Source organism: Azoarcus indigens (genome assembly GCF_004361735.1).
GTDB lineage: Bacteria > Pseudomonadota > Gammaproteobacteria > Burkholderiales > Rhodocyclaceae > Azoarcus > Azoarcus indigens.
On sequence record NZ_SNVV01000004.1, the window covers coordinates 1 to 21,266 of the forward strand.

At 65.4% G+C, this 21,266-nt stretch carries 20 protein-coding genes; 5 read left to right on the plus strand and 15 right to left on the minus strand.

All coding sequences use genetic code 11. The annotated features are described in order from the left end of the window. Positions 1-249 precede the first annotated feature (249 nt). Together C7389_RS05930 and C7389_RS05935 are read left to right on the plus strand one after the other, a co-directional pair. Entirely contained in the window at positions 250-1,422 is a 1,173-nt protein-coding gene (locus tag C7389_RS05930; protein WP_133589795.1) for a UbiH/UbiF family hydroxylase, read from the plus strand. Positions 1,423-1,475: 53 nt separating this feature from the next. Further along, positions 1,476-2,165, plus strand: coding sequence for a DsbC family protein (locus tag C7389_RS05935; RefSeq protein WP_246034669.1), 690 nt, complete (start codon positions 1,476-1,478; stop codon positions 2,163-2,165). 24 nt (positions 2,166-2,189) lie between these two features. On the opposite strand, the gene mltA is transcribed toward C7389_RS05935, so the two are convergent. Continuing rightward, positions 2,190-3,212, minus strand: a complete 1,023-nt coding sequence (gene mltA / locus C7389_RS05940; RefSeq protein WP_133589353.1) for a murein transglycosylase A — start codon at positions 3,210-3,212, stop codon at positions 2,190-2,192. Between the two features lie 524 nt (positions 3,213-3,736). Here mltA and C7389_RS05945 point away from each other — a divergent pair. Then, positions 3,737-4,750 carry a Nudix family hydrolase gene (locus C7389_RS05945; RefSeq protein WP_133589355.1) on the plus strand — a complete coding sequence of 338 codons (1,014 nt, stop codon included), beginning with the start codon at positions 3,737-3,739 and terminating at the stop codon, positions 4,748-4,750. Here C7389_RS05945 and C7389_RS05950 read toward each other — a convergent pair. The 11 genes from C7389_RS05950 to C7389_RS06000 form a co-directional block, all read right to left on the minus strand. After that, positions 4,696-4,887: a DNA gyrase inhibitor YacG gene (locus C7389_RS05950; protein ID WP_133589357.1), complete on the minus strand. Its 192-nt coding sequence runs from the start codon at positions 4,885-4,887 to the stop codon at positions 4,696-4,698. The two genes, C7389_RS05945 and C7389_RS05950, sit on opposite strands and share 55 nt — an antisense overlap. Next, complete coding sequence (zapD, locus tag C7389_RS05955; protein ID WP_133589359.1) at positions 4,888-5,643, minus strand: cell division protein ZapD; 756 nt, start codon at positions 5,641-5,643, stop codon at positions 4,888-4,890. Between the two features lie 106 nt (positions 5,644-5,749). Then, positions 5,750-6,364 (minus strand): dephospho-CoA kinase, encoded by a 615-nt coding sequence (gene coaE / locus C7389_RS05960; protein WP_133589361.1) that lies wholly within the window; start codon positions 6,362-6,364, stop codon positions 5,750-5,752. Then, positions 6,352-7,065, minus strand: coding sequence for an SPOR domain-containing protein (locus C7389_RS05965; protein ID WP_133589363.1), 714 nt, complete (start codon positions 7,063-7,065; stop codon positions 6,352-6,354). The genes coaE and C7389_RS05965 overlap by 13 nt, the downstream gene beginning before the upstream one ends. 58 nt (positions 7,066-7,123) lie before the next feature. Continuing rightward, on the minus strand, positions 7,124-7,891 hold the full coding sequence (locus C7389_RS05970) for a type III pantothenate kinase (RefSeq protein WP_133589365.1): 768 nt from the start codon (positions 7,889-7,891) through the stop codon (positions 7,124-7,126). Then, entirely contained in the window at positions 7,888-8,682 is a 795-nt protein-coding gene (locus C7389_RS05975) for a biotin--[acetyl-CoA-carboxylase] ligase (RefSeq protein WP_425455559.1), read from the minus strand. The genes C7389_RS05970 and C7389_RS05975 overlap by 4 nt, the downstream gene beginning before the upstream one ends. Before the next feature lie 82 nt (positions 8,683-8,764). Then, positions 8,765-10,198, minus strand: coding sequence for a nitrogen regulation protein NR(I) (gene ntrC / locus C7389_RS05980; protein WP_133589369.1), 1,434 nt, complete (start codon positions 10,196-10,198; stop codon positions 8,765-8,767). Positions 10,199-10,236: 38 nt separating this feature from the next. Then, positions 10,237-11,301 (minus strand): nitrogen regulation protein NR(II), encoded by a 1,065-nt coding sequence (glnL, locus tag C7389_RS05985; RefSeq protein ID WP_133589371.1) that lies wholly within the window; start codon positions 11,299-11,301, stop codon positions 10,237-10,239. Between the two features lie 55 nt (positions 11,302-11,356). Beyond that, positions 11,357-11,836 carry a DUF4124 domain-containing protein gene (locus tag C7389_RS05990; protein ID WP_133589373.1) on the minus strand — a complete coding sequence of 160 codons (480 nt, stop codon included), beginning with the start codon at positions 11,834-11,836 and terminating at the stop codon, positions 11,357-11,359. A gap of 135 nt (positions 11,837-11,971) precedes the next feature. Then, a complete protein-coding gene (glnA, locus tag C7389_RS05995; RefSeq protein WP_133589375.1) occupies positions 11,972-13,381 on the minus strand; it encodes a type I glutamate--ammonia ligase in 1,410 nt (469 codons plus the stop codon). Positions 13,382-13,565: 184 nt separating this feature from the next. After that, positions 13,566-14,738: a cation diffusion facilitator family transporter gene (locus C7389_RS06000; protein WP_133589377.1), complete on the minus strand. Its 1,173-nt coding sequence runs from the start codon at positions 14,736-14,738 to the stop codon at positions 13,566-13,568. A gap of 73 nt (positions 14,739-14,811) precedes the next feature. On the opposite strand from C7389_RS06000, the gene C7389_RS06005 reads away from it, so the two are divergent. Beyond that, complete coding sequence (locus tag C7389_RS06005) at positions 14,812-15,264, plus strand: rhodanese-like domain-containing protein (RefSeq protein ID WP_133589379.1); 453 nt, start codon at positions 14,812-14,814, stop codon at positions 15,262-15,264. Between the two features lie 66 nt (positions 15,265-15,330). Continuing rightward, a complete protein-coding gene (gene nadA / locus C7389_RS06010; protein ID WP_133589381.1) occupies positions 15,331-16,431 on the plus strand; it encodes a quinolinate synthase NadA in 1,101 nt (366 codons plus the stop codon). 65 nt (positions 16,432-16,496) lie between these two features. Here the strand turns inward: nadA and C7389_RS06015 are convergent, their stop codons facing one another. The 3 genes from C7389_RS06015 to C7389_RS06025 form a co-directional block, all read right to left on the minus strand. Further along, positions 16,497-17,963 carry a class I SAM-dependent methyltransferase gene (locus tag C7389_RS06015; protein WP_133589383.1) on the minus strand — a complete coding sequence of 489 codons (1,467 nt, stop codon included), beginning with the start codon at positions 17,961-17,963 and terminating at the stop codon, positions 16,497-16,499. Continuing rightward, positions 17,960-18,940, minus strand: coding sequence for an alpha/beta hydrolase (locus C7389_RS06020; RefSeq protein ID WP_133589385.1), 981 nt, complete (start codon positions 18,938-18,940; stop codon positions 17,960-17,962). Before C7389_RS06020 ends, C7389_RS06015 begins: the two co-directional genes overlap by 4 nt. A gap of 76 nt (positions 18,941-19,016) precedes the next feature. Continuing rightward, positions 19,017-21,254, minus strand: a complete 2,238-nt coding sequence (locus C7389_RS06025) for a FepA family TonB-dependent siderophore receptor (RefSeq protein ID WP_246034652.1) — start codon at positions 21,252-21,254, stop codon at positions 19,017-19,019. Positions 21,255-21,266: the final 12 nt, after the last annotated feature.

Consider the following 21,266-nt stretch of genomic DNA (forward strand, 5'->3'; position numbering starts at 1 on the left):
CCGTGAAACAAGACCGCGCCGATGATAGTGAGATGCGCTCTCGTGAAAGTAGGTCATCGTCAGACTAACTATTTGAAAAGCCCCTGCACATTAAAGTGCAGGGGCTTTTTGCGTTTGCGGATCGAAATGCCAACGCGGAGCGGTTGAATCTAAATCGAAATCTACCCCCAAGTTGTCCAGATGGAACTCAAGTGACGAGTGTTCATTCGCTAAGGCAAAATGTCCTCGTACCTATTCCGGCACATCAATATGAAATTTGATTTGATAATCGTTGGTGGGGGCCTCGCAGGGCTTGCTGCAGCAGTGGCACTTAGAAAATCGCGTTTGTCCATTGCGATAGTCGAGCCTCACTTGGCTGCGAAGCAGCCTTATTCGGAATGGGACGCACGGATCTATGCATACAGCCCTGCTAGTGCGAAGTTCTTGCAGGAGTTGGGAGTGTGGCAGCATCTGGATAGGGAAAGGCTTTGTGCTGTTGCCGAGATGAAAGTCTATGGCGATGAACAAGGCGCTTTACGGTTCTCCGCCTATGAGAGCGGTTTGCAAGAACTGGCCTGGATCGGGGAGTCTCGCCTGGTTCATGATGAACTCCGGGAGAGTGTGAAACGCCAACATAACGTGACCTTGTTTTGCCCGAGGATCCCCGTTTCTGCAAGGTTTGAGGACGCGTCCATATGCCTTGAGCTTGATGGGGGTGACATCTTAACGGGGCGTCTGCTAGTTGGGGCCGATGGCCGGGACTCCTGGGTTCGTGACCAAAGCGGGCTGGCAACACGTAGTGTTCCCTATGGCGAGATGGGTGTGGTTGCCAATTTCGAATGCGAGGGAGATCACCGCGGTATTGCCTACCAATGGTTCCGCGGCGACGGTGTCCTTGCCTGGTTGCCTTTGCCTGGACGTATGATGTCCATGGTCTGGTCGGTCAAGGATGACTTTGCCCAATCCCTGCTGCAAATGAATGAGCAGGAACTCTGCTCCCGGGTGGAGAGGGCAGGTGGCCGTCTATTGGGCAAGCTAAGTCTTAGGGGGAGGCCAGCGGCGTTTCCACTGCGGTTGATGAGGGTAGAAAGTGTTGTCAGGCAGCGGGTGGCGCTGATCGGGGACGCAGCGCATGCAATACACCCTCTCTCCGGGCATGGCATTAATTTGGGCTTTCAAGACGCAAAGGCGCTGGCAGAGTTGTTGGAGGCCGCGCCTGAGTGGCGGGACATCGGAGACTACTCGTTTCTCCGGCGATATGCGCGAAAGCGGGCGGAGGAGCCATTCATGCTCCAGTACGCCACGCATGGTTTGAATCGGCTGTTTGCCGCGCGTAATCCTGCTGCCGCTTTTTTCCGCAATGCGGGGCTGAACCTCACCGGAAGGCTGCCTGTCCTAACGAACTCGCTGGTGCGCTACGCGGTTAGCGGTAAGTTCTCATAACTCTGGAGAAGTGGATGTTTTCTTTCTGCAAGCGCCTTGGCCTCAAGGCGGCGATGCTTTCTTGTGCCCTTCTGATGGCCGGATTTGCCCACGCAAATGAAGATGCGGTGCGGAAGGCTGTAGAAACTTTCGTCGGAGCTCCCGCCGTCGAATCTGTAGCCCGTACACCTTATGGCGGTCTTTACGAGGTAGTGCTGAAGAGCGGGGAACTGGTTTATACCGATGAGAAGGCGGGTTTCATTATCGACGGCCGCTTGATCGACACCCAGACGAGGAAGGATGTGACGCAGACGCGTCTGAACCAGCTGTCTGCCATCGATTTCTCCAGCCTGCCTCTGAATCAGGCGATCAAGCAGGTGAAGGGTAACGGCAAGCGGGTGATTGCAACCTTCGAGGATCCGAACTGCGGTTACTGCAAGCGTCTGGCGAAAGAGCTGGCGCAGATGAATGATGTAACCCTGTACGTCTTCCTGTACCCCATCCTCAGCCCGGATTCCACCACCAAGTCCCAGAACATCTGGTGCGCCAAGGACAGGTCCAAAGCCTGGAATGACTGGATGAATGACGGCAAGGCTCCCGCCAGCAAGGAGTGCGATACCAGCGTGATCGACCGGAACCTGGCGCTCGGCCAGAAGCTGAAGATCCACGGTACGCCCACGCTCTTCCTTGCAGACGGCACGCGCATTGGCGGTTATGCGCCGATGGCCGAGATCGAGAAGGCGCTGGCGGCGGTCAGCAAGTGAGCTTTTCTTGTGGGCGGTGAGTGTTCAGCGCTCGCCAGCCTGCATCCCGTTCGGGAGTAGAGCCCACATCTTCCCTTGCTGACGCATCCGGCCAGCTTGCGCCCCGGCCTCCGGGCCAAAGCCCCAAAAGAAGTCAGCCCTGACGACACCCCTTATTGCGCCGCCGGTATCTTGGGCGACCATCAGGCGTTGCAACGGTTTTTCGCTCAGGGGATAGGTTGTCGCCAGGAAGACCGGGGCACCCAGTGGGACGTATCTTGGATCGACTGCGAGACTGCGGCCAGCGGTAATCGGGGTGCCTTGGGCGCCTATGGGGCCGCCTTCACGTTGAGGGAGCTCGCGGAAGAATACATAGCTCGGATTGGCATTGAGCAATTCTGCTAGACGGGTGGGATGCGTTGCGGCCCAGCGTTTGATGCCATCCATGGATGCCTTCTCCAAGGGCAGTTCTCCCTGGTCCACCAGCCAGCGGCCAATCGACTGATAAGGGTGCCCGTTCTGATCGGCGTAGCCTATCCTGGCGTAGCTTCCATCCGGCAACTGGATCCGGCCTGATCCCTGGACTTGCAGGAAGAAAAGGTCGATCGGATCCGCGGCCCAGAACAAGGTCTTAGCCTGAGGTTTCCGGCCGTTTTCCTCAAGTTCCCCCCGTGTCCAGTAAGGCACGACCTTGTTGCCGACCAGACGCCCTCGCAGGCGCATGTTCTTCAGTTCAGGGTAGACGTCTCCCAGCTCGATAGTGAGCATGTCGGATGGCACGCCATACACCGGCCATGAATATTGGGCTGAGCGTGTCCGGCTACCTTTGATCAGCGGCTCGTAATAGCCGGTGATCAAGCCCTCGGCGCTATGATCCGGGTTGGTCAGCTGCCACGGCGTGAAGTTGGTTTCGAAGAACTGGCGGATGGCGGATACTCCGGGGCGCTCCCCGAGAATGCGGGCTATCTCACAGACATAGCTCCACCCTTCCTGTTTCCCCAAGACGCTGCAGGACTCGCGCAGGGCTGGCCATGCGGCGGCCAGGTCGTCTTCGCGCCATCCAGGCATGGCGCTCCAGGATGAGGTCTGCAGTGGCGCAGCCGGGGCCGCTGGGGCGGGTGTCGTCACTGATGGAGGACAGCTTGGACAGACGGGGCAGGGTTGAGGCGCAGGACAGGCCTTGGCCTCATGGCCCGAGGACCTGATCTGCTGGGGAGGCGTTGCGGTGGTGCTGCAGCCGGCGAGCAAGGCAAAGGCGGCGGAAATACTTAGCAGGCGGAATTGCGCCGGAGCCAGGAACATGAGTACAGAGGATTTGAGCCAGAAAGGGGGGCAGTATACCGGTCGAGGCTCAAATTTCCCGGGAGGCAAGTGTGTGGGTGATCTTTCTGGAGGCCGGGCTGGCTTTGATGCTGCTGCTCGTCATCGTCTGGGCGACCTGGCCCAGGCAAGAGAAGGCGCGAGAGGATGAGGACGAGTGAGGCAGGAGCTCTCCACGGCGTTGTGGCTGGTTGCTTTCTGAGTAGTGAAGATGGGGCACGACGAGCGCCTTTTTTGCGCAGGGTCGTGGCAGTGAGGGAGTGTAGAGTGCAATGACGCCAGATAGGCGGGCTAAGGTGGTTGAGGTGGCGGCCGGCGTTATCACCCGGCAGGATGGTACATTCCTGCTGGGGCGCCGCGCGGGGAATGTGCCTTACGCCGGCTACTGGGAGTTTCCCGGTGGCAAGGTCGAACCGGGTGAGAGCGCGGCCCAGGCGTTGAGGCGCGAACTCGAGGAGGAGCTGGGAATTCGAGTGCGCCACCTCCGGCCGTGGCTTTGCAGAGAGCACGATTACGAGCACGCCTACGTCCGGCTGCGTTTCTTCGAGGTGACTGCCTGGGAAGGCGAGCCCTTTGGACAAGTGCACGATCGCCTGGCATGGATTACGCCGGGCGGCGAGATGCCGCTTCCGATGTTGCCTGCCAATGGGCCGGTGCTGAAAGCGTTGAGCTTGCCCAGGTGCATGGGAATTACCCAGGCCGGCAAGGTCGGTGTGATGCAGCAATTGAATGCGCTGGAGGTGTCGCTCTCCGCTGGATTACGCTTCGTGCAGGTGAGGGAGCCGGGGCTGGACGCTGTCGCCTATCGCGACTTTGCCCGGGAGGCCTTGCGCCTGGCGGCGCAGGCGGGAGCGGTCGCCGTTCTCAATACGGAACCGGAGTTTGCGCAAGCGTTGGGTGCCCCGGGCTTGCATCTCCCCGCCCGGCGGCTGCAGGCTTTGGGCGAGCGACCGCCATTTCGTTGGGTTGGGGCCTCCTGCCATACCCGGGCAGAGCTGGAAAAGGCCGCCGGGCTGGGGCTGGACTATGCCTTGCTGGGGGCAGTGATGGCGACTCCCACGCATCCCGGTGAGGTGTCCTTGGGGTGGGAGGCATTCGCCAGATTGAGCGCGGACTTGCCGCTACCAGTCCTAGCGCTGGGGGGACTGCGATTCTCGGACATGGAAACCGCCCGGAACGCGGGAGCGCACGGTGTCGCCGCCATCCGGGGGGCCTGGGAGTTCAGGCAGGATCAGGCGTTTTCACCGCCCTCGCTTGCGTCCGGCGGAGCAGCGGGAACGCGGTAATCCTCGGAAGCCCAGGCGCCGAGATCAATCTTCTTGCAACGCTCGGAGCAAAAGGGGCGATAGCGGTTTTCCGGAAGCCACTCCACCGGTTTGCCGCAGGTAGGGCACTTGACGACCCTAGGGGCTTGCTCGGCCATTTAAAGACTGCAGAAGGTAAGTTCGAATTGCACATCGCGTTCCGCCACCCGCGGGCGGGCGATGGTTTCCGGCAGCATGAAACGGATGTTCAGCGCGTACTTATTGGCGCTGATTTCGGGAACCACGGCTTCGCTGTGGGGAACGCTTACCCGGACCATCTGGGCGGCACGGCCTGCCATCGTCAGCTGGTAGGTGCCGCAGCGGGCGCGCTGGCCTTCCGGGCGGCCGCTGCCGCGGAGAAGGCGAAGCACGATTTCCAGCCCGTCGCGTATCGGCGTCATCGGGCGGACCCAGCCTTCCAGGTCCCGCCGGCGGGCATCCGCATCGCGATTAAGCCAGAAGTGATAGGAGGGGAGGTCGAACTGACAGGCTCCGCCCGGGATGGCAGCACGGCTCCGGATGCTCATCAGCCACTCGTTCTCGCGCAGGTACTGGCCGATCTTTCCCGCCATTGCCAGCAGGCCGGTGGAGGCCTGCTCGATCTCGTAGAGGGCGCCCGCCAAGGCCTCTTCGGAGATTGCCGGGTTGTTGCGATAGGACATCAGGGTCTGGCGCTGGCGCTCGAGCTCCTGTACCAGATCCACCTTGAGATCCGCTCTGCTGGCGACTTCCAGGATTTCGAACAGGGTGAGGAGCGAGACGTGGTGATCCTGAGGCGCTTCACTGCGGTTGAAATGACCCACCTTGCGGAACAGGTCTTCCAGGCGCAGGAGGGTGCGGATACGCTCGTTGAGGGGATATTCGTAGCTGATCACCGCGTAATGTCCGCCAGCGTCTCGGGTCTCAGGATATCGATCGATAATAGCACAGCGATGAGCGTGCGGCCCGCGCCATTGCTCGGTTTCTGCGCCGCCGCCGCTGCTATCGGGCTGCGGCTGCGAGGTATTGGAGGTGAAGACGCTGGACCTGGGGGGCGAGTTCCGCCAATGGGCCGCTGTTGTCGATCACATCGTCCGCGGCGGCGAGCCGCTGCGCCCGCGTGGCCTGGCTGGCCATGATCGCGCGGATCTGACTTTCGTCCAGTCCGCTGCGGCTGCGGACACGCTTGATTTGCAATGCTTCCGGGCAGTCGACCACGCATATCCGGCTGCAGCGGGAGCGGTAGCTGCCGGACTCGATCAACAGCGGCACGGCGAGTATCACGTAAGGGCCGGGCGCCGCCAGGCAAGCGCGGTCGCTGCTGGCGCGGATCAGGGGGTGGAGGATGGCCTCCAGTTCGCGTCTGGCTTCGGGGCGCTCGAAGACCAGCGCCCGCATCGCCGTCCTGTCCATGCTGCCATCGGCTGCGATCATGCCTGCGCCAAAGATGGAGCGGATGGCCGGGATGGCGGAGCCGCCGGGAGCGGTCAGCGCATGGGCGATGCGGTCGGTGTCTACCAGGCTGGCGCCCAGCGCGACGAAATGGTCGGCTGCCGCGCTCTTGCCGCTGCCGATGCCGCCGGTAAGCCCGACGACGTAGGGTTTCACGGCTTGCATTCGCCCTGATGTGCGGGATCTAGGCCGTCGTACGCAGTGAGTGCGCCCGCCGGTGCGCTCACCTCCACTCGATGATGTAGACCATTGCGAGTGGTGATGCCGGCAGAGCGGACGCCCCGGCTGCGCAACTGCGCCAGCTGCTGGTTGGCGGCGTTTTCCGTCTTGAACAGCCCCAGGGAAACGGCGTATTGGGTGGGGCCTGCATCCTGCACGATGAAGTAGTCGCTGACACCAAGCGCTTTCAACTCGCGCACCTTGCGTTCGGCGGCTTCCCGGCTGCCCTGCGGTGGTATGCGGACCCACCAGGCGGTGACGCTCTCGTAGCTGCTCTGACGTGGCTGCAGCCCGGCCGCTCGCAGTTTCTCGGCGAGCTGGCCTGCGTCCTCCGTGTTGAGGCCGGTCCAGGCCCGGCACTGCAAGGTCTCCGCCGTGGCGGGAAGCGGGACGGGCGTCTCCTGCGCTTGGGGTGTGCCGACGGGTTGCTGGGGGGCCAGTGGGGCCGGATCCGCCTGGGCGGGCTGAGAGGCGGCTGGCTCCTTGCCGTCCTTGCGGATGAACTGGATGCGCTCGGGAGCGAGCTGATTGTTCAGGCGCTCCGGTTCGCCGGTGGGAGCGTTGCCACCCAGCCAGCCCTTCAGGGTGGCGAAGGCGAGGACGTTGAGGAGCAGCAGCAGGATGAACAGGAAGCGCAGCGTAGACATGAGCTTGAGCTTAACCGATCCGCAGGCGCGGGATAAGCCGCAGGGGCGAGGGCGCCGTTCAGCTGCTGCGGCCGGAGTGGGGATTGGAGTGGGGGCCGGAGTGGGCGATTAGGCCAAGGCCATCCAGCACCAGGTTTTCGGCACGGCGCAGGGGTATCTGCAGCAGGCTGGAAAAGGCGTCCGCCGCACCGCCGCCGAGCAGACAGAGTGCGGCGGGCTGGTCGGCGATCTGGCGGAACATGCGTTCCACCGCTCCGGCTTGTGCATGCAGGATGCCGCTGTGTATCGCGTCCGCAGTGTTTCTCGGTGTCTCGCTGTAGCTGCCGTCCGCGAGGGGCAGCTGCGCGGTGTTGCCGGCCAGGGCCTGGCGCATGAGTTCGACTCCGGGGAGGATGGCGCCGCCGCGGAAGTTGCCGTCGCCATCCAGCAAGTCCAGGGTGGTCGCAGTGCCGGCGGTGACTACCAGGGCCGGGCCGGTATGCCGGGCGCGAGCGCCTATCAGCGCGGCCCAGCGGTCCGCTCCAAGCGTCTCCGGGCGGAGGTAGTGATTGCGGACGCCGCACTGGGCTGCGGACGGGCGCAGCCACTCGGCGGTGATCCGCTGCGCGCCCGCGAGCCGGGCGATTTCCGCCCCGACGGCCGGGCCGGCGACGTTGCTGCCGATTAGGCGCTGTATCTCGGGATGCGCTGCCAGCAGCTCGGTGAGTCGGCCCAGCTCGCCATGGCCCAGGTTACCTTCCTGAAAGGTGGTGCCACCGATCCCGGGTGCTTCCGCCTGCAGGCGCCATTTGAGGCGGGTGTTGCCGACGTCCAGCAGCAGGATCATGGCGCGGCCCGCAGCGACACTTCGCCGGAGAGGATGCGCCGCACGCCGTCTTCGCCCCGCAACAGCAGCGCGCCATCCTCCGCCACGCCGATACAGGTGCCCTGCAGGGCTTCCGCTTCGCCCAGAATGCTTACCGGCAGCCCGGCGAAGGCATTGCGCTGCTCCCAGGCCGCACGCAGTGCGGGAAAGCCGGCGGCGGCGTAGGTTGTCAGCAGGCCATGCAGTTCGCGCAGCAGGGCGGCGAGCAGGGTGTCGCGGTCGACATCGCGGCCGAGTTCGCGCTGGAGATCGGTCACCGCCTTCTGTCCTTCTATCGTGGCCGTTGGAGGGAGGCTGAGATTGACGCCGATGCCAATGATGGCGGCCGGGGTGCGGCCGCGGCCCGGGAGCAGCTCGACCAGGATGCCGGCCAGCTTGGCTCCGTGGATCAGCACATCGTTCGGCCATTTCAGTTGCACGCCGGCGACGCCCAGCTGTTCCAGGGTGCGGGCCAGTGCCAGGCCGGCGACCAGCGAGAGTCCGGCGGGTACCGGGGCGCCGGCGTCGAAGCGCCACAACGCGGAGAAGGTAAGGCTGCCGCCTTGCCAGGATTGCCATTGCCGACCGCGGCGGCCGCGGCCGGCGGTCTGGCGGTCGGTCAGCACGACATGTACGCGGCCGTCATCCGCGGGCGGCGCGTCCATCAGCACGCTGTTGGTGGACTCGCAGGCGGGAAGGTGGCGCACAGAGAACTGGGCGTCGAGATCGCCGAGGCCGGGGAGGGGATAGTCGGGTGCAGCAGGGGCGGACAAGTGCGGCTCGCGTAATACGGAAAGCGGCATTATCCGCCAACTCGACCGCCATGCACGGCCCTGGTGCATGGCGGCGGTACGGTCAGTCCTCGCTGTCGGCGTTGTGATCGACCGCGTGGTTACGGTCTTCGTCCATGCCGAGTTCCTGGATCTTGCGGGTGATGGTGTTACGGCCTATGCCGAGCAGCTGGGCCGCTTCGATGCGGCGGCCGCCAGTGGCGGTGAGCGCGCGCCGGATCAGGGTGCGTTCGAACTCGCGCGTGAGGCGGTCGAAGACTTCGCCCGGGGTGGCGGCGATCAGGCGGTCGGTCTCCAGGCCCAGTCCATCCACCCAGTTGACCGGGGTTTCGCGGGTCGGCTGGTCGCGCATCTCCGGTGGCAGGTCGGCGACTTCCACGATCTGGCCGGGGGCCATCACGGTGAGCCAATGGCACAGGTTTTCCAGCTGGCGGACGTTGCCGGGGAAGGGCAGGGCCTGCAGGTACTTGATTGCCCCTTCCGATACCCGCTTGCTCTCCACGCCCAGCTCCTGGGCACTGCGCTGCAGGAAGTGGCGGACCAGGATGGGCACGTCCTCCCGGCGCTCGCGCAACGGCGGCAGGCGCAGGCGGATGACATTGAGGCGGTGGAAGAGATCCTCGCGGAACAGGCCCAGTCGCACCCGTTCTTCGAGATCCTGGTGGGTGGCGGCGATGACGCGCACGTTGGCCTTGATCGGCTGATGGCCGCCGACGCGATAGAAGTTGCCGTCGGACAGCACCCGCAGCAGGCGGGTTTGCAGCTCGGACGGCATGTCGCCGATCTCGTCCAGGAACAGGGTGCCGTTCTCGGCCTGCTCGAAGCGGCCGCGGCGCTGGGCGGCGGCCCCGGTGAAGGCGCCGCGCTCATGGCCGAAGAGTTCCGATTCCAGCAGGTCGCGGGGGATCGCCGCGGTGTTGATAGCGATAAAGGGCGCGTCGCGGCGCGGGCTGTGGCGGTGCAGCGCACGGGCCACCAGCTCCTTGCCGGTGCCGGACTCGCCATTGATCAGCACGGTGGCGTGGGACTGGGAAAGCCGGCCGATGGCGCGGAAGACTTCCTGCATCGAGGGCGCCTGGCCGAGGATCTCCGGCGCCAGCGAGGTGTCTTCGCTTGCACCTTCCTGGTGCGTGCTCTGATCGATTGCGCGGCGAACCAGTGCAACCGCCTGGTCGACGTCGAAAGGCTTGGGCAGGTATTCGAAAGCGCCGCCCTGGAAGGCGGAAACCGCACTCTCCAGGTCGGAATAGGCGGTCATGATGATCACCGGCAACTGCGGGTGCATGGCCTTGACCCGCTGCAGCAGAGTCAGCCCGGTTTCGCCCGGCATGCGGATGTCCGACAGCAGCACCTTGGGCGGGTGGCTGGTGTTCTCCAGTTCCTGCAGCGCCTCATTGGCCGAGGTGAAGCTGCGGTGTGAAATCTCTTCGCGCCCCAGGGCTTTTTCCAGCACCCAGCGGATGGAGCGGTCGTCATCTACGATCCAGACGGTATTCATTATTGTGTATGCACTATTATGGTGCGTCCCGTACGTGCTTACGTCCGGTCCGTGATCGGCAGCAGAATCATGAAGCAGGTCCGGCCAGGGCGGCTTTCGACGTCGATCATGCCCTGGTGCTGCTCCACGAAGCTCTGGGCGAGAGACAGGCCCAGTCCGCTACCACCGTCCCGCCCCGAGACCAAGGGGTAGAAGATCTTGTCGCGGATCTCCTCCGGTATGCCGGGGCCGTTGTCGATTACTTGCAATTCCAATGCCAGTTTGAAACGGCGCTTGGCCAGCGTGACTTGGCGCGCGACCCGGGTGCGCAGCCGGATCTCGCCGCGGCCTTCAAGTGCCTGGGCTGCATTGCGGGTGATGTTGAGTATGGCCTGGATGAGTTGCTCGCGGTCGGCGGTGAGCTCGGGCAGGCTGGTGTCATAGTCGCGGCGGATCACCAGGTCGGGAAACTCGGCCAGGATGAGGCGCCGTACGCGCTCGAGCACGTCATGGATGTTGAGCTGGGCCGGCCGCATCATGCTGTGCGAGGTCAGCAGCCGGTTCATCAGGTCCTGCAGGCGATCCGCCTCGGCGATGATGACCTCGGTGTATTCGCGCAGCTGCGGATCGGCCAGTTCCCGCTCCAGCAGCTGGGCAGAGCCACGGATGCCGCCCAGCGGGTTCTTGATCTCGTGAGCAAGATTGCGGATCAGCTCGCGATTGGCCTGCTGCTGCTGCAGGAGCTGCTCCTCGCGGGCGACACGCAACTGGGCATCTATCGGCCGGAATTCCAGTAGCAGCCGCACGCCGTTGGCCTCCACCGGGCTGACGGTGCAGTCGAGGTTGATCGGCTCGGCGTTGTTACGCGGGATCTTCAGATCCTGCCCGGTGTAGCTCCAGTTGGTGCGCAGCGCATTCTCGAGCGCCGCACCCAGGCCGGGCGGCTCACCCAGCAGGCGGGACAGCTGGGTGCCGACCAGCTTGCGCTGGCTGATGGCGAAGAGGTTTTCGGCACCGGGATTGATGTAGCGGATGGTCAGGTGCTCGTCGACCAGCACCACGGCGGAGGAGAGCAGTTCAAGGCCGGCGAAGGGGCCGGAGGCGGGCGGGTGCGGATGGGTCATGGCGCGTTCTTGGAGTTTTGCGAGGCGGACGATGCAAAAAACGCGCCATGGAGGTTCAGCGCAGGTTGGCGATCTCCCGCCGCAGGGCTTCGATGTTGCGCTGGTGCAGGTCCACTCTGTCCTGGTAGGGCTTCAGGCGATCCAGGACTTTCTGGTAGTTGCGCTCATCCCCGGTGCGTATCGCCTCCTGTTCGCTCAACGCCTGGCGTGCCGCAGCGAGGGACTTCTCTTCGGCGGCGAGTTCGCCTTCGAGAACCTCGCGCCGGCTGTTGTCGCGGGCGCGCTGGGTATCGGCGCTTACGCGGGGGAAGCTGGAAGGCGAGGTGCTTTGCGCCGGCGCGGTCTGGCGTGGGGGCGGTGGGGGGACGGAGGAGACTGCCTGGCCCTGCTCCAGCAGTTTGCAGTTGCGTGCCAGGTTGCGGTCGTTGGTGTAGGTGGTGCGGCCTTCTGCATCTACACACTTATAGACGTCGGCGTGGGCAAACAGGGGGGCCAGGAGGGCGAGAGAAAGCGCCAGAGGGCGCAGCTGTCTCATGGGCGGTTCCGAAGGCGGCGATGGACTGAGGCAGGAAGGCCGGGCTGCGCCGGCCGCGCGGATGCGGGGGATTAGACCATAAAAAAAGGGGACGGGCATTGCCCGTCCCCCTCGCTGCGAGTAATCCCGTTGGGATTACAGGCTGTAGTACATGTCGAACTCGACCGGGTGGGTCGTCATGCGGAAGCGAGTGACTTCTTCCATCTTCAGTTCGATGTAGGCGTCGATGAAGTCATTGCTGAACACACCGCCGCGGGTCAGGAACTCGCGGTCCTTGTCCAGGTACTCCAGGGCCTGATCGAGGCTGGTGCAGACGGTCGGGATCTTCGCGTCTTCTTCCGGCGGCAGGTCGTACAGGTTCTTGTCGGCAGCGTCGCCCGGGTGGATCTTGTTCTGCACGCCGTCCAGGCCGGCCATCATCAGCGCGGAGAAGGCCAGGTACGGGTTCGCCAGAGGGTCCGGGAAGCGCGCTTCGATGCGGCGGCCCTTCGGGTTGGCGACGTACGGAATGCGGATGGAAGCCGAGCGGTTGCGGGCGGAGTAAGCCAGCTTGGTCGGGGCTTCGAAGTGCGGCACCAGACGCTTGTAGGAGTTGGTGCCCGGGTTGGTGATGGCGTTCAGCGCGCGGGCGTGCTTGATGATGCCGCCGATGTAGTACAGCGCGAACTCGGACAGGCCGGCGTAGCCGTTGCCGGCGAACAGGTTCTGGCCGTCCTTCCAGATGGACTGGTGCACGTGCATGCCGGAACCGTTGTCGCCAACGATGGGCTTGGGCATGAAGGTGGCGGTCTTGCCGTACTGGTGAGCGACGTTCTGCACCACGTACTTCAGAGCCTGGGTCCAGTCGGCGCGCTTGGTCAGGGTGTTGAACTTGGTGCCGATTTCGCACTGGCCGGCGGTGGCGACTTCGTGGTGATGCACTTCGACCGGGATGCCGATGCCTTCCAGCGCCAGGCACATGGCGGCGCGGATGTCATTCAGGCTGTCGACCGGGGGGACCGGGAAGTAGCCGCCCTTGACCTTGGGACGGTGGCCGGTGTTGCCGCCTTCGAACTTCTCGGCGGAGGACCACGCAGCTTCTTCGGAAGAGATCTTCACGAAGCAGCCGGACATGTCGGCAGCCCATTCGATGGAGTCGAAGATGAAGAATTCGGGTTCCGGGCCGAAGTAGGCGGTGTCGCCCAGGCCGGTGGACTTCAGATAGGCTTCGGCGCGCTTGGCGATGGAGCGCGGGTCGCGGTCGTAGCCCTTGCCATCGGAGGGCTCGATGACGTCACACGTCAGAACCAGGGTGGTTTCGTCGAAGAAGGGATCGATATAGGCGGAGCTGGCTTCCGGCATCAGGATCATGTCCGAAGCCTGGATGCCCTTCCAGCCGGAGATGGAGGAACCATCGAACGGGTGGCCGTGTTCAAAATGCTCTTCCTCGAACGCGGAGACCGGCAGCCCGACGTGCTGCTCCTTGCCCCGTGTATCGGTAAAGCGCAGGTCCACGAAGCGGACTTCGTTTTCCTGGATCAACTTCATGACTTCTTGAGCGTTCATATTCACTCCTGGTGAGCTGAGGCGTATTTCTTCGGGTAACGGTCATGCTTCCGTCGCGGCGGACATAAGCAGCATCTGTGCCATAGCGTTTGCGGCCGTCGGCGCATTGTGCCACAAGGGCATTTTTTCCGAGGGGCGGGGCTGGATGCACTTTTATGGTGCATTTGATTGGGTGGTCGCCCTTTTATGGGGCTATTCGTTGGAAGTAGGACACCTTGCGGATGGCGGGCTGGCGAGTCGTCCATGCTTCGGTGCGCTGTTTGAGTGCATGACCTTCCGCGCACGCCCCGCCCGGGGGCAGCAGGATTTCCACTTCCGCGCTGTCTCCGAGGTAATGGATCTGGACGCGCTCGGGTGGCGCATCGACTGTGCCGAGAAGAGCATGCACTTGAGCCAGGATTTCTGCCCTTTCGGGTAAGGCGGGGTGCGGGCGGTCGCGTTGGTCGTCCAGTTCGGCATCGATGTGCACCAGGGCGTCCTGGATCTCAGGGTGGGCGGCGCGGAGGCGGAAGTAGACCCTGTCCGAGATCCGGTGGCCTTCGGAGACGGTGAGGCGCGGATCGACCTGGACATGGGCGTCGCACAGGATGCGGTCGGCCATGCGCCGGGTGCGCAGCTCGTGCAGGCCGACCACGCCCGGTGTTTCCTGGATGGTGCGACGCAGGCGGGCCACTTCCTCTTCAGGCAGGCCGGTATCCACCAGTTCCCGCATGGCCTTCCATGCCAGGCGCAGCCCCATGCTGAGGATGAGGAAGCCGACCACTGCCGCGCCCAGCGGTTCGAGGAAGGGATAGCCCGCGAGGCTGCCGCCGATGCCGGCGGCCACGACCAGCGAAGAGGCTGCATCCGACCGTGCATGCCAGGCATTCGCCTCCAGCAGCGGCGCCTTGAGGCGGCGGCTGGCGGCCAAGGTGTAGCGGAACAGCGCTTCCTTGGCGAGCAGCGTCAGCAGCGCCATCGCCAGCGCGACGGGGTGAAGGTCGGGCTGGTCGTCCATGTGCTGCAGGCGCAGGCCGGAACTGAGGAGGAAGCCGATGCCCACGCCGGCGAGGGCGACGCCGAGCACCAGTGAGGTTGCGGTTTCGATGCGGCCGTGGCCATAGGGATGGTTCTTGTCCGCCGGGTCGGCGCCGCGCTTGCCGGCGACCAGCACCAGCAGGTCCGTCACCAGGTCGGAGAAGGTGTGGGCGGCGTCGGCAACCAGGCTGAAGGCATTGGCGAGAAGGCCGATGGCTACTTGGGCGACCGCCAGGAAGGCATTGGTGGCGACTGCGATGAGAGTGGTGCGGCGTATTCCACGGCTGCGCGCGTCGGCGGAATCGGGAATGGCGCCGGGGCTGCTCGGGGAAACGGGCATGGCGGGAGGGGCGCAGTGGGGGAGATGAGCGGATATACTTCGAGATTCACGTCATTCTAGCCGGATGCCGAACATGGGAACCCTTTCCGAACTGCTCGCGCTTGCCCGCCAGCGGGCCAGCGATCTGAACCTGCCCTACGAAGGCGCGCTGACGCCGGCCGAGGCCTACCAGGTCTGGCAGCTGGCGCCGGGTGCCAAGCTGGTGGATGTACGTACCCGGGCGGAGTGGGACTGGGTCGGACGCGTGCCCGGCGCGGTGGAAATCGAATGGCTGACCTGGCCGGGCAGCCAGCCGAATCCGGCTTTCCTCAACCAGTTGCGCCAGGCGGTGGATCCGGAGGCGCTGGTGATGTTCCTGTGCCGCTCCGGTGGCCGTTCGGATGCGGCCTCGAAGGCGGCGGTCGGCGCTGGTTACAGCAACTGCTACAACATCCTCGAAGGCTTCGAAGGCGACAAGGACGCCAAGGGCCAGCGCAACCACATCGGCGGCTGGCGCCATGCCGGCCTGCCCTGGCAGCAGGGCTGAGCGCGGCGCCGGGAACCCCCAGCCGTAGCAGCAGCCTGAATCACTCCTCTTCAGCGAGTCAGCATCATGCAAGTGGCCCCCATCAGTTTCGATCGATTCAACGTGCTTCAGGATCAGGAGGCGCAGGAGCGCATCCGCGCCGCCCGTGCCCGGCTGGGCGAGCGCGCGGTGCTGCTGTGCCACCACTACCAGCGCGCGGACGTTTATCAGCACGCCGACCTGACCGGTGACTCGCTCAAGCTGTCGCGACTGGCCTCGCAGACCGACGCCGAGTTCATCGTCTTCTGCGGCGTGCATTTCATGGCCGAGGTGGCGGACATCATGTCGCGGCCGACGCAGAAGGCCATCCTGCCCGATCTCGCCGCCGGCTGTTCGATGGCCGACATGGCTAACCTCGCCAAGGTGGAGCGCTGCTGGCGCGAGCTGGCGGAAGTGCTGGACACGCCTGACGCGCTGATCACGCCGGTGACCTACATCAACTCCGCCGCCGACCTGAAGGCCTTCTGTGGCGAGCACGGCGGCATCGTGTGCACTTCCACCAACGCTCCCACCATCCTCGACTGGGCCTTCGCCCAGCGCGAGAAGGTGCTGTTCTTCCCCGACCAGCACCTGGGCCGCTGGACGGGCTTCAAGAAGGGCATCCCGCTGGAGCAGATGGTGGTGTGGGACCCGGACCAGGAGTACGGCGGCCTGACGCCGGAGCAGATCCGCAATGCCAGGATCCTGCTGTGGAAGGGCCACTGCTCGGTGCACCAGATGTTCCAGGAGAGCCACATCCGCCGCTGGCGCATGCAATATCCGGACGGCATGGTGATCTCCCACCCGGAGAGCAGCCTGGACGTCTGCCGCAATTCGGACTTCGTCGGCTCCACCGAGTACATCATCCGGGTCATCTCCGATGCGCCGGCCAACACCCGCTGGCTGGTCGGCACCGAGCTGAACCTGGTGAACCGCCTGGCGGAGGAGATGAAGCCGCAGGGCAAGATCGTGCAGTTCATGGCGCCCACCGTCTGCATGTGTTCCACCATGCAGCGCATCGACCCGCAGCACCTGGCGTGGACGCTGGAAAATCTGGCCGACGGCAACGTGGTGAATCACATCGTGGTGCCGGAGCACGAGGCCGCGCTGGCCAAGATCGCGCTGGAGCGGATGCTGGCGGTGTCCTGAGTTTTTCCTGCACGCGGCGAAGTTCATGAAGAGCCCGGCAAATGCCGGGCTCTTTGCTTTTGGCTTCAGTTCGAGGGGGAGGCTGGCAGCGCGCCCAGGCGCTGCCAGGCCGGCAGGGTTTCGTGCCGGAAATGTGTGCGGACTGCTGCAGGGACTGCTGCCGCGGCGGGTAAGTCCGGCTTCAGCCAAGCCAGGGCGGCGAGCAGGGAGTCGCGCGGGGCGGGGATGCCGGCGCCGATGGCCGGGGCCGCCAGGCCAGGGTAGTCGCCGCCTGCGGCCACCGCACGCAGGATGGCGCGATTCAGCGCTTGGGCGGGCGCGGGATCGGGCGCCGTCGCCGGGCAGGGGTGCAGATGCCCCGCCCAGTACAGCATCTGGCTGGCTTGGTTGAGCAGGCCGCCGCGGCTGCCGGCATAAGCGGGCAGGCGCAGCAACTCGCCGAAGCGCTGCGCTTCGCCGTCGGCCAGGGCTTCCAGCAGCGGCGAGAACATCGCCGCCGGGCCGTTCACCGGGCCTATCCGGGTGTCGAAGCGTAGCGCGCCCTGGCGTGGGGCGCCGGGCAGGGCCCGCAGGCGCTGGGCCTCGAGGGCGGCGCGGTGTTCGGCCACGGTCAAGGGCTGCGGACCGCGCTGATAGAGGTCGCGGCGCAGGGTCTGGTTGCGGGCGATGTCCTTCGCTGTTTCGCGCAGCGCGGTATCGGCGATGGCGCCGATGGTGGCCTGGGTGCCGCCGGGCAGGGAAACCGCGTCGATGTTTTCCAGCGGCGTGGCGCTGCCGAGGAAGCCGCAGCCGGCGCTCTCCGCCGCCGCCATGACGTCGGCCACATGCAGCGGCTCCCAGTGCGCGCCGAGGAATTCATGCGCCAGATAGCCCTGCGGATGACGCATGACCTCGTCCAGCTGCCGGCTCAGCTCCGGCACCACCGCGAACTGGCCGGCGCCGCCGTCGCGCAGCCCGCGCAGCAGCGCCAGGCCCGACTCCAGGCCGGGCGCTGCACCGGCTAGCCGGGCACTGCGCTGCAGAACGCGCTGCATCGCCATCATCGGCGCGCTGCCCGGCTGGCTCATGTAGGCGAGGCAGGCGATGCCGCCGGGCTTGAGCCGGTTTTCGATGATGCGCATCACTGCCTGCCGGTTGGCGGGCGAGATCCAGGACAGCACCCCGTGCAGCACGACGAAGTCCAGCGGCGGCAGCGGGCTGCAGCCTGCGTCTACCAGTTCTGCGAAGCTCAGTTGCAGGAAGTGCGCATTGTCCAGGCCACTCTCGGCCGCCAGTGCGCGGGCGTGGGCGATGGCGGCGGCGTCGAAATCCACTCCGTAGAACGTGCCTGCCGGATTGCTGGCGGCGGCGATCAGCGTCGTCAGCCCGGGGCCGCAGCCCAGCTCGCACCAGGTGTAGGGGCCGGAGAGCGGAGGCGCGCGGTGGCCGAGGGCGGTAACGGTGGTTGCCAGCCAGCCGGGCGTCAGCTCGCGGTGGAAGTAGGCCGGGTAGGGCAGGCCGGTTTGGTAGCCGTCGCTGTGGGGGGTGTTCATGGGCGGGCCGGCATGCTCATCCAGCGCAGGCTGGGGCCGATGGAGGCGGGGAACATGGGGCCGTGGTCCAGGCCGGGGACTTCCTGGAAGGCCGTCTCAACGCCCGGCAGTTCGCCGAGGCGGGCGGTGAGGGCGGGCAGGGCATCCGGCGACAGTGCCCGGGTGGCACGGCTGCGTTGTGCGATGCGCTCGGGTGTCGCTCCCGGCGGGGCGTCCGGGCGAGCGCCCCGGCCTTCGTTGCCGCCGCGCATCACCAGCAGGCGGGCGTGCCGGCCGGCGAGGCTGCGGGCGTAATCCTGCCCGCGGTCGAGGATCAGATTGCCGTCGCGCCACCACAGCGCCGGGCTGGCGGCGGCGTAGGCGGTGAAGGCCTGCGGCCGCGTCAGCAAGGTGTAGAACACGAACAGGCCGCCGTAGGAGTGACCCCACAGCCCTTGGCGGGCGGCGTCCACCGGTACGCGCGCGGCGACTTCCGGTTTGATCCGTTGTTCGATGAAGTCGAGGAAATCGGCGGCGCCACCGTTCTTGCGTTTCGGGTCCAGCGGATCGGTCTGCGCCGTCTCGCCCGCCAGCGGTGGGGTGTAGTCGTAGGCGCGGGCGACGACGTCGAAGCGCTGCGGCGTGTCGTAGCCGATGGCGACGAGCACCGGCGGAGCAGCGGCGGCAAGCTCGCCGAGCAGGGCTTCGTTCAGCGCCTCGATGGCGGCGTTGCCGTCCAGCAGATAGACCACCGGGTAGCCCTGCGCCGGCGCTGCTGCGCGCGGGCGGGCGATCAACACCCGGTAGCGGCGCTCGCCGTCGGTGGAGCTCAGGTTCAGGGTGTCGAACAGGTAGTGCGCCGAGCCGGTGGCAACGATGCCGGGTTCGGCGGAGGCTTCGAGCCGCGGCTGGGCATGGGCGTTGCCGGGCGCCAGGCTGGCGAGGGCAAGTGCGGCCAGGGCGGCGAGGGGGCTCAGGGCGGAGAGTGTGCGTGGCATGGTCGGGGCAGGAAACGGAAAACCGTCCGGAGCGGACGGTTCGGGCGGCAGCCGGAGTGGATGCGCGGGGCGGTAATCAGAACGAGGCGGTCAGCGTCGCGTAGTAGGCGCGGCCCGGTTCATTGTAGGTGTTGGCGCCGGCGGAGCTGCCGTTGCCTTCACGATACAGGCGCTTGTCGAACAGATTGCTGACGCCGACGCGGCCCTTCCACATCTTGCTGAAGGTGTAGCCGGCGCTGACGCCCCACAGGTTGTAGGCCTCGCGGGTTTCCAGCGCTTCGGGGTCGGTGACCGCCGCGCCGGTGCTGGCTGCGCGGGTGCGTGGTTTCTGCTCGCCGTAGAAGGTGCCGGTAACGACGAAGGACAGCGCGTCGGTGGGCTGCCAGTCCAGCGTGGTGTTCACCGTGTACTTCGGGATGATGGACAGCGGCTGGCCGTCCTGATCCTTGTTGCGCTGCATGTAGGTGAAGTTGGTGCTCCAGTTGAGGGTGGGCGACAGCGGCACCAGCAGGTTGCCTTCGTAGCCGGCGATCACCGCGTTGGTGGCGTTCTCCCACTGCAGCACGCTGCCGGTGAGTGCGCCGGAGGTGTTCAGGTTGGTCATGCCGGAGGTGATCTTGTTGTCGTACTTGTTGTGGAAATAGGTCAGGCCCACGTTCCAGCCATTGTGGGTGTAGTTGATGCCGATTTCCTTGTTGACGCTGATTTCCGGATCCAGGTCCTCGTTGCCGAGCACGTAGCAGGGGTTGCTGAAGCCCACCGGGCAGCCGTTGCCCATGGTGCTGTACAGATAGTTGGGGTTCATCTGGTACAGGTTGGGCGCCTTGAAGGCGCGGGCGATGCCGCCCTTCAGGGTGACTTCCGGCGTGATCATGTAGGAGGCGTTCAGCGCCGGGCTCCAGTTGTTGCCGAACTCGCTGTGGTGGTCCAGGCGCACACCCGGCGTGATGATCAGGTCGGAGGTCAGCTCGATGTTGTCCTCGACGAAGAAGGAGGTGATGGTGGCGTCGATGTCGGTGGTGCGCTGGGCGGCGGGAACCACGCCCGGCCAGGTGATGCCGCCGGCAACGCCGTTCTGCACCGAGCGCGGATCGTCCAGCTCCTGGCGGTTCCATTCCACGCCGGCGGTCAGCACCTGATTCACGCCGAGCTTGAAGGGGATGTCCACCTGGCCGTTGAGGGTGTAGCCGTCCAGTTCGCTGGTGAACTGTTCGGCACTGTTGATGTTGCCTTCGCCACCACCGGCAGCGCCTTCGCCCAGGCGGCGGTTCTTGGTGTTCTCGTACTGGAAGTAGGCGCTGGACTTGCCGAAGGACCAATCCCCCTTGTGCGACACCGAGTAGGTGCGGCGGGTCATGGTGTTGGTCTCCTTGCCGAGGAAGGAGGCAGGGTTGGTGCCGGTGGCGGTGCCCTCGTCGGTGGCGCTGGAGCCGAGATTGGTGTCGCCGGCGTAGATGTTGCCCTGGCGGGAGTAGCCGTACTCGAAGTCCAGCGTCTGGCTCTCCACCGGCTTCCACCGCAGCATGGCCTTGATGTCCTTGTTGATCACGCCCTCGCGGCCGGCTGCGGTGCTGGCGCCGGCGGCGGTGTCGGCGACGTTGATGTCCGGCTCGTCGCTGTCGGTCTTGTTGTAGTTGCCATAGACGCGGAAGCCGAACTGCTCGTTGATGGGGCCGCTGGCGCTGAAGTTCACCCGCCTGGTGTCGCCCTCGTCCGAGTCTTCCGGCTGATTGGTGTACAGCGTCACCGAGCCGCGCAGTTCTTCCGGAATGCCTTTGGTGATGATGTTCACCACGCCGCCGGCGGCGCCGGAGCCGTAGCGCGCCGCCGCCGGGCCGCGGATGACCTCGATGCTGGCCACTTCTTCCGCCGGCACCCAGTTGGAGTCGCCGCGGGTGTCGCGCTCGCCGTTGCGGCTGTAGCGCACCGAGTTGCGCGAGGTCACGGGCTTGCCGTCAATCAGGATCAGCGTGTTCTCCGGTCCCATGCCGCGCAGGTCGATCTGGCGGTTGTTGCCGCGGGCACCGGTGGAGCTGTTGCCAGTGAGATTCACGCCCGGCATGCGGCGGATGATGTCGGAAAGGTCGTTGGCTGGCGGCCGCTTCTCGATGTCTTCGGCGGTGATGACGGAAACGCCGGGTGCCTGCTTCAGCGTTTCTTCCGCGGTGCCCAGCACCTGGACTTCGGCAAGCGTGGTGTCAGCGCCTTGCGCGGCGTCGCTCCCCTGCTGGGCGCGGGCGGGGGAGAGCGAGACAAAGGCGAGGCTGAGGGCGAGGGCGACCGGCGTCAGCCGGAACGGGGAGGCTACCGACATTGCAAACTTCTC

Excerpts from the sequence above, each read along its gene's own strand:
- C7389_RS05930 (WP_133589795.1), top strand. The coding sequence starts at position 250 with ATGAAATTTGATTTGATAATCGTTGGTGGGGGCCTCGCAGGGCTTGCT.
- C7389_RS05935 (WP_246034669.1), top strand. The coding sequence starts at position 1,476 with ATGCTTTCTTGTGCCCTTCTGATGGCCGGATTTGCCCACGCAAATGAA.
- mltA (WP_133589353.1), bottom strand. The coding sequence starts at position 3,212 with ATGCCTGGATGGCGCGAAGACGACCTGGCCGCCGCATGGCCAGCCCTG.
- C7389_RS05945 (WP_133589355.1), top strand. The coding sequence starts at position 3,737 with ATGACGCCAGATAGGCGGGCTAAGGTGGTTGAGGTGGCGGCCGGCGTT.
- C7389_RS05950 (WP_133589357.1), bottom strand. The coding sequence starts at position 4,887 with ATGGCCGAGCAAGCCCCTAGGGTCGTCAAGTGCCCTACCTGCGGCAAA.
- coaE (WP_133589361.1), bottom strand. The coding sequence starts at position 6,364 with ATGCAAGCCGTGAAACCCTACGTCGTCGGGCTTACCGGCGGCATCGGC.
- C7389_RS05965 (WP_133589363.1), bottom strand. The coding sequence starts at position 7,065 with ATGTCTACGCTGCGCTTCCTGTTCATCCTGCTGCTGCTCCTCAACGTC.
- C7389_RS05970 (WP_133589365.1), bottom strand. The coding sequence starts at position 7,891 with ATGATCCTGCTGCTGGACGTCGGCAACACCCGCCTCAAATGGCGCCTG.
- ntrC (WP_133589369.1), bottom strand. The coding sequence starts at position 10,198 with ATGAATACCGTCTGGATCGTAGATGACGACCGCTCCATCCGCTGGGTG.
- glnL (WP_133589371.1), bottom strand. The coding sequence starts at position 11,301 with ATGACCCATCCGCACCCGCCCGCCTCCGGCCCCTTCGCCGGCCTTGAA.
- C7389_RS05990 (WP_133589373.1), bottom strand. The coding sequence starts at position 11,836 with ATGAGACAGCTGCGCCCTCTGGCGCTTTCTCTCGCCCTCCTGGCCCCC.
- glnA (WP_133589375.1), bottom strand. The coding sequence starts at position 13,381 with ATGAACGCTCAAGAAGTCATGAAGTTGATCCAGGAAAACGAAGTCCGC.
- C7389_RS06000 (WP_133589377.1), bottom strand. The coding sequence starts at position 14,738 with ATGCCCGTTTCCCCGAGCAGCCCCGGCGCCATTCCCGATTCCGCCGAC.
- C7389_RS06005 (WP_133589379.1), top strand. The coding sequence starts at position 14,812 with ATGGGAACCCTTTCCGAACTGCTCGCGCTTGCCCGCCAGCGGGCCAGC.
- nadA (WP_133589381.1), top strand. The coding sequence starts at position 15,331 with ATGCAAGTGGCCCCCATCAGTTTCGATCGATTCAACGTGCTTCAGGAT.
- C7389_RS06015 (WP_133589383.1), bottom strand. The coding sequence starts at position 17,963 with ATGAACACCCCCCACAGCGACGGCTACCAAACCGGCCTGCCCTACCCG.
- C7389_RS06020 (WP_133589385.1), bottom strand. The coding sequence starts at position 18,940 with ATGCCACGCACACTCTCCGCCCTGAGCCCCCTCGCCGCCCTGGCCGCA.
- C7389_RS06025 (WP_246034652.1), bottom strand. The coding sequence starts at position 21,254 with ATGTCGGTAGCCTCCCCGTTCCGGCTGACGCCGGTCGCCCTCGCCCTC.